We start from the raw sequence: 7,779 nt of genomic DNA, 5'->3' as shown, positions 1-7,779 counted from the left end.
CGCGGGGCCGGACGGTGTCGTGGCCGGTCTGGCCCAGGCCAACGCTGAGGACGCGGTCGCGGTGGCCCTGATGCGCAAGGACCGGGAGGGCCTGCGGACCGCGCTGCTGGCGGCCGGGGACCTGTTCGTGCAGGGCGTCCCGGTGACGTGGGACGCCCTGTTCGGCGACCGCAGGCCCGCCGCCTGGGTGGACCTGCCGACGTACGCCTTCCAGCGGCGCCGCTACTGGCCGCAGGCGCCCGTCGCCGCGCCGGAAGCGGGCCGCGACCCGTTGGACGCCCTGTTCTGGGAGTCCGTCGAGGGCGGCGGGCTGGCGGGTGCGCTCGGTGTGGCCGACGAGGTCGCGGCCGAGGTCGCCCCGGCGCTGCTGGACTGGCGGGAGCGGCGCCGCCGCGAGATGACGGCCGACGACTGGCACTACCGCGAGCAGTGGGTCCCGGTCGACGCCGCCGCGGTGGAGGGCGCGGACGACGCGGACGGCGCGGACGACGGCGCGGACGGCGCGGCGGGCCGGTGGCTGGCGGTGCTGCCCGCCGGGGCGGACGCCTGGGCTCTCGGCGTGGTGGAGGCGCTGGGTGAGGGCGTCACGGTGCTGGCCGCCGACGCGGCCGACGCCGGGCGGCTGGCCGCCGAGAGCGCCGGCCACAGCGCCGTGGTGTGGCTGCCGCCCACCGGCGCCGACGGTCCGGCGGCGACGCTTGGCCTGGTGCAGGAGCTGCGGCGTTCGCAGCTGGCCGTCCCGCTGTGGGTGGTCACCCGGGCGGCCGTCGCGGCCCGGCCGGGCGAGGCGGTCGACGGGATGTGGCAGGGCGGCATCTGGGGCCTGGGCCGGGTCGCGGCGCTCGAACTGCCGCAGATGTGGGGTGGGTTGGTCGACCTCCCCGAGGAGGTCGACGCGACCGTGGCGGCGCGGCTGTCCGCGGTGCTGTCCGGTGGCCACGGCGAGGACCAACTCGCCGTACGCGCCTCGGGGGTGCTCGCCCGCCGCCTCGTACACGCCGCGGCCCGGGACGGCTCGGTCGAGCCGTGGACGACCGGCGGTACGGCCCTGGTCACCGGTGGTACCGGGGGGCTGGGCGGTTATGTGGCGCGGTGGCTGGTCGAACGGGGTGCGCAGCACCTGGTGTTGGTGTCCCGGCGGGGTCCGGAGGCGCCGGGCGCCGGGGAGTTGCGGGCGGAGTTGGAGGCCGCGGGTGCGCGGGTGAGCGTGGTCGCGGGCGATGCCGCCGACCGGGCCACCATGGCCGGGGTGCTCGCCGCGGTCCCCGCGGACCTGCCGCTGCGGACGGTGGTGCACGCCGCGGGCGTCGGCAACGCGTTCACGCCGCTGGCGGACATGACGTGCGAACGGCTCGCGGCCGAGCTGCGGGTCAAGGCCGAAGGGGCGCTGCTGCTGGATGAGTTGACCGCCGACATGGAGTTGGACGCGTTCGTGCTGTTCTCCTCCGGCGCCGCCTCGTGGGGCGGCAGCGGCCAGGGCGGTTACGCGGCGGGCAACGCCTGCCTGGACGGCCTCGCCGCCTACCGGCGCGCCCGGGGCCGTACGGCGACGTCCGTCGCCTGGGGCACCTGGGCGGAGGTCGGGATGGCCGCGGGCAGCTCCGGCGCCCACGACCACCTGGCGCGGCTGGGGGTCTCCGCGATGGCGCCCGGCCTGGCCGTGGCCGCGCTGCAACGGGCCGTCGAGGACGACGAAGCCCTGGTCACGGTCGCCGACATGGACTGGTCCACCTTCGTCCCGGCCTTCACCCTGGCCCGCCCGAGCCACCTGTTCGCCCTGCTCCCGGAGGCGGCCCCGGCCGACCCGGCCGCCTTGGACGGCACCGAGGCGGCCGCCGCGGACGCCGGGTTCGCCCGGCGGCTGGCCGCGCTGCCGGCGGAGGAGCGGCGGGAGGAACTGCTCGCCCTGGTCCGGGAGCACACCGCGGCCGTGCTCGGCCACGACAGCGCCCGGGACGTCGACCCCGCGCAGGCGTTCCGCGACGCCGGGTTCGACTCGCTGACCGCGGTCGAGCTGCGCAACCGGCTCAGCCGGCGCACCGGCCTCGCGCTGCCCGCGACACTCGTCTTCGACCACCCGAACCCGTACAAGCTCGTCGACCACCTCGCCGGTGAGCTGGGCGGCGGCAGCGGTGGTGGCGGGGGCGCGCCGGTCGGGCTGGGCGAACTGGGGGCGCGGCTGCGGGAGTTCGCCGCCGATCCGGGGGTCCGCGACGACCTGGAGGCGATGCTGCGCCAGGTGCTCGGCGCCTTCGAGGAGGCCGCCGCTGAGCGGCGCGACGACATCGACGCCGCCTCCGACGAGGAGCTGTTCTCCATGGTCGACCAGGAAAGCAGCTGGATGTCCGACGTTTCGTCCACCGCCGACCACGAGTGACAACGGGAATTCGAGGACTTTCCTTCAATGGCCACTGAAGAACAGCTGCGTTCCTACCTCAAGACGGCCGTGGCGAACTCGCGTGAGGCGCAGCGGCAGCTGAACGAGATGAAGAGCCGGCGCGACGAGCCGCTCGCGATCGTGGGCATGGCCTGCCGCTACCCGGGCGGGGTGACCGGCCCGGACAGCCTGTGGGAGCTGGTCGCCTCGGGCACGGACGCGGTGGATGGCTTCCCCGGCGACCGCGGCTGGGACGTCGACGCGCTGTACGACCCGGCGGGCGCGCCCGGCACCACCTCCACCCGCGAGGGCGGGTTCGTGGACGCGGTGGCGGAGTTCGACGCGGGCTTCTTCGGGATCTCGCCGCGTGAGGCGCTGGCGATGGACCCGCAGCAGCGGCTGCTGCTGGAGGTGGCCTGGGAGTCGCTGGAGCACGCCGGGATCGACCCGGCGGCCCTGGCCGGGAGCGCCACCGGTGTCTTCGTCGGCGCGTCCTCCTCGGGGTACGTGGAGGCGATCGGCGGCCTGCCGGAGACCGAGAGCCACCGGATGACCAGCGGGCTGCTGTCGGTGATCTCCGGCCGGCTGTCGTACGTGCTCGGGCTGGAGGGTCCGGCGGTGACCGTGGACACCGCGTGCTCCTCCTCGCTGGTGGCGATGCACTGGGCCGGGCAGGCGCTGCGCTCGGGGGAGTGCTCGCTCGCGCTGGCCGGCGGCGTCAATGTCGCGGTCAGCCCGGCCGGGTTCGTGGAGTTCACCCGGCAGGGCGGCCTCGCGCCCGACGGCCGCTGCAAGGCGTTCGCCGAGGCGGCCGACGGCACCGGCTGGTCGGAGGGCGCGGGCGTCGTCGTGCTGGAGCGGCTGTCGGAGGCCCGCCGCAACGGGCACCGCGTGCTGGCGGTCGTCCGCTCCAGCGCGGTCAACCAGGACGGCGCGTCCAATGGCCTGACCGCGCCCAACGGCCCCTCGCAGCGGCGGGTGATCCGGCAGGCGCTGTCGGCCGCCTCGCTCGCCCCGTCCGAGGTGGACGCCGTCGAGGCGCACGGCACCGGCACCGTGCTCGGCGACCCGATCGAGGCGCAGGCGCTGCTGGCCACCTACGGGCAGGGCCGTCCCGGCGACCGGCCGCTGTGGCTGGGCACCATCAAGTCCAACATCGGCCACGCGCAGGCCGCCGCCGGCGTCGCGGGCGTGATCAAGATGGTGCAGGCCATCCGGCACGGCGCGCTGCCGCGCACCCTGCACGTGGACGAGCCGAGCAAGCGCGTGGACTGGAGCACGGGTGAGGTGCGGCTGCTCACCGAGCAGCAGCCGTGGCCGGAGACCGGGCGCCCGCGCCGCGCCGGTGTCTCGTCCTTCGGCGTGTCCGGTACCAACGCGCACCTCATCCTCGAAGCCGCACCCGCCCCGGCCGCCACCGAAGAGGACGGCGCCCCGGACGTCCCGGACTCCCCGGAGGCCCCCGACGCCGCCGCGCCCGCCGTCACCGGCGCCCTGCCGTGGGTGCTGTCGGGCCACACCGAAGCGGCCCTGGCCGCACAGGCCGGCCGGCTGCTGGCGTACGTCGAACAGGACGAGGCCGCCGACCCGGCCGACGTGGCGCACGCGCTGCTGCACCACCGCTCGCAGTTCGACCACCGCGCGGTGGCCGTCGGCGCCGACCGCGGCGAACTGACTTCCGCGCTACGGGCGTTGGCCGCAGGCGAGCCGTCCGCCGCTGTCGCCGAGGGCGTCGCCGAGCCCGGCCGCCACAAGCCGGTGTTCGTCTTCCCCGGGCAGGGCGCCCAATGGGTCGGCATGGCCGCCGAACTGCGGGCCGCCTCACCGGTGTTCGCCCAGGCCCTCGGCGAATGCGCCGACGCGCTCGCCCAGTTCACCGACTGGTCGCTGCTCGACGCCCTGGACGACGAGAAGCTGCTCGCCCGCGTGGACGTGGTGCAGCCCGCGCTGTGGGCGGTCATGGTGTCGCTGGCCCGGGTGTGGCAGGAACTCGGGGTGCGCCCGTCCGCCGTCGTCGGCCACTCGCAGGGCGAGATCGCCGCCGCGGTCGTCGCCGGCGCGCTGTCACTCGCCGACGGCGCCCGCGTCGTCGCCCTGCGCAGCCGCGCCATCGCCGAGGAACTGGCCGGCGACGGCGGCATGGTGGCCGTACCGCTGCCCGTGGCGCAGGCCCGGGAACTGCTCGGCCGCTGGGGCGAGCAGCTGTCCGTCGCGGCGGTCAACGGCCCCGGCTCCGTCGTCGTCTCCGGCGTGCCCGACGCGCTCGCCGCGCTCCTCGACCACTGCGAGGCCGCCGGTGTCCGCGCCAAGCGCGTCCCGGTGGACTACGCCTCGCACTCCGCCGCCGTCGAGCGGATCGAGCGGCGCCTGGCCGCCGACCTCGCCCCCGTCGCCCCCCGGCCGTCCGCGGTGCCGATGTACTCCACCGTCACCGCCGAACCGGTCGACACCACCGGCCTCGACGCCGCCTACTGGTACCGCAACCTGCGGCAGACCGTCCGCTTCGAGGACGCCAACCGGGCGCTGGCCGCGGCCGGTTACTCCGTCTTCGTGGAGATCAGCCCGCACCCGGTGCTCACCGTGCCGGTGCAGGACACCCTCGGCGAGGGCGCCGTGGTCACCGGCACGCTGCGCCGCGGCGAAGGCGGCCCGGCCCGGCTGCTGCTGTCCGCCGCCCACCTGTACGCCCACGGCGTGCCGGTCGCGTGGGACAACCTGCTGGGCGGGCGCGGGCCGGGCTGGGTGGACCTGCCGACGTACGCGTTCCAGCGCCGCCGCTACTGGCCCGAGGGCGGCACGGCGGCGGCCGATGTCACGGCCGCGGGCCTGGAGGAGGTCCGGCACCCGCTGCTGGGCGCGGTGCTCTCCTCGCCCGAGGGCGGCGGCGTCGTCTTCACCTCGCGGCTGTCGGCCACCGCGCAGCCGTGGCTGGCCGACCACGCCGTACGGGGCCTGGTGGTCTTCCCCGGCACCGGCTTCGTGGAGCTGGTCGTCCACGCCGCCGACGTCGTCGGGTGCGGCCGGGTGCGCGAACTCGTCGTGGAAGCGCCGCTGGTGCTGCCCGCGCGCGGCGGCGTCCAGGTCCAGGTGGTGCTGGGCGCGCCCGAGGACGGCCAGCGCCCGGTCACCGTGTACGCGCGCCCCGACGGCGGCGGCGACCGGCCGTGGGTGCGGCACGCCGCCGGCGCCGTGGACGGCGCGGCCACGGACCCGGACGGGTTCGACGTCCTGGCCGGGGTGTGGCCGCCGCCCGGCGCCGAGCCGCTGGCGACCGCCGACGTGTACGAGCGGACCGCCGACGGCGGCTTCGCCTACGGCCCGGCGTTCCAGGGCCTGACCCGCGCCTGGCGGCTGGAGGGCCGGGTGTACGCGGAGGTGGCCCTGCCCGAGCAGCAGTGGGGCCGGGCCGGGGCGTTCGGCATCCACCCGGCGCTGCTGGACGCGGTGCTGCACGCCTGCCTCTTCGCGGACCTGGCGCCCGCCGAGTTCGGGCGGCTGCCGTTCAGCTTCGCGGACGTGGCGCTGCACGCCGCGGGCGCCACCGCCGTACGGGCCTGCCTGACGCCGACCGGGCCGGACACGCTGGCGGTCCAGGTCGCGGACCCCGCCGGGGGCCCGGTGCTGTCGGTGGGCTCGCTGGTGATGCGCCCCCTGACCCCGCAGACGCTGACCGCCGCGGAGCACCGGGACGAGACGGTCCTCACCGTGGAGTGGACCGAACTGCCGCCCGCGGCAGGGGAGAACGAACCGGCCGGCGGCCTCGACACGGTGCTCGGCCCCGTGGCCGCCGGACCCGGCGCCGAGGTGCCGTGGCTGCCGGGTGTGCCCGTCCACTCCGGCCTGGCACAGGTGCGCCCGGCGCCCGGCCGCCCCCTCGTGCTGGCCGTGGCGGCGCAGGACGGGCCCGTGGTCGAGACCGCCCACGCTTGCGTCCAGTGGCTGCTGGCACAGCTCCAGACCTGGCTGGCCGAACCGGAGTTCGCCGGTTCACGGCTGCTGGTGCTGACCCGCGGCGCCGTCGCCGCCGGACCGCGCGAGACGGTCGCCGACCTGGCCGCCGCCACGGCCTGGGGCCTGGTGCGCTCGGCGCAGGCGGAACACCCCGGCCGGATCACCCTGGTGGACGCCGACCCGGCCGCGGACGTCACCGCGGGCCCGCTCGCCGCGGCCCTGTCGAGCGGCGAGACCCAACTGGCGGTGCGGGGCGGCGCGGTGCACGGCGCCCGGCTCGCGCGGGTCGAGCCCAGCCTCGCCGTACCGGACGGCGGCGGTGCCTGGCACCTGGACTCCACCGCCAAGGGCACCCTGGAGAACCTGCGGCTCGTACCCTTCCCGGCGGCCGAACGCCCGCTGGCCGGCGGCGAGATCAGGATCGAGGTGCGCGCGGCGGGGCTGAACTTCCGCGACGTACTCAACGCGCTGGGCATGTACCCCGACCCGGATGAGCCGCTCGGCAGCGATGTCGCGGGCGTCGTCACCGAGGTGGGCGCCGACGTGGCGGACCTGCGGGCCGGCGACCGCGTCATGGGCATCACCAACGGCGGGATCGGCTCCGCCGTGGTCGTCGACCGGCGGCTGGTCGCGCCGATCCCGGCGGGCTGGTCCTATGCCACGGCCGCGTCGGTGCCGACCGCGTTCCTCACCGCCTTCTACGCGCTGGTGGACCTGGCCGGACTGCGGTCGGGCGAACGGGTCCTCGTGCACGCGGGTGCGGGCGGCGTCGGCATGGCCGCGCTGCAACTGGCCCGCCACCTGGGCGCCGAGGTGTACAGCACCGCCAGCGACGGCAAACGCGAACTGCTGCGGGAACACGGCGTCGACGCCGCGCACGTGGCGTCCTCGCGCACCCTGGACTTCGAGGACGCCTTCCGGCGGGCCACCGGCGGCCGGGGCGTGGACGTCGTACTGAACTCGCTGACCGGTGAGTTCATCGACGCGTCGATGCGGCTGATGCCGGGCGGCGGCCGGTTCGTGGAGATGGGCAAGGCCGACCTGCGGCGGAGCGACGAGGTCGCCGCACGCCATGACGGCGTCCGCTACCGCTCGTTCGACCTGGTCGAGGCGAGCCCGGACCGCCTCCAGCAGATGCTGCGCGAACTGGCCGGCCTCTTCCGCGACGGCCGCCTCACACCGCTGCCCGTCACCGAGTGGGAGGTGCGGCAGGCGCCGGAGGCGTTCCGGTTCATGAGTCAGGCGAAGCATGTCGGCAAGATTGTGCTGACGGTGCGTCAGGAGCTGGTGGGTGGGGGAACGGTTCTGGTCACGGGTGGTACGGGCGGGTTGGGTGGGGTGTTGGCGCGGCATCTGGTGGCGGTGCACGGGGTGCGGGATCTGGTGCTGGTGTCGCGGCGGGGGCTTTCGGCGCCTGGGGCTGAGGAGTTGGTGGCGGAGCTGGCCTCGTT

At 76.3% G+C, this 7,779-nt stretch carries 2 protein-coding genes and 1 pseudogene; all 3 read left to right on the top strand.

The features are described from left to right. A partial coding sequence (locus WA788_RS34830; RefSeq protein ID WP_335984382.1) for a beta-ketoacyl reductase occupies window positions 1-2,377 on the top strand: 2,377 nt, incomplete at its 5' end. Window positions 2,378-2,404: 27 nt separating this feature from the next. Then, window positions 2,405-6,544 (top strand): annotated as a pseudogene (locus WA788_RS34825) (type I polyketide synthase); the annotation flags it as partial. A gap of 30 nt (window positions 6,545-6,574) precedes the next feature. Further along, on the top strand, window positions 6,575-7,779 hold a 1,205-nt coding region (locus WA788_RS36165; RefSeq protein WP_443034145.1), incomplete at its 3' end, for an MDR/SDR family oxidoreductase.

The organism is Streptomyces sp. CA2R106 (assembly GCF_037034245.1).
GTDB lineage: Bacteria > Actinomycetota > Actinomycetes > Streptomycetales > Streptomycetaceae > Actinacidiphila.
Note: the sequence above shows the minus strand (reverse complement) of the source record. Positions and strands in the feature narration are given on the sequence as shown.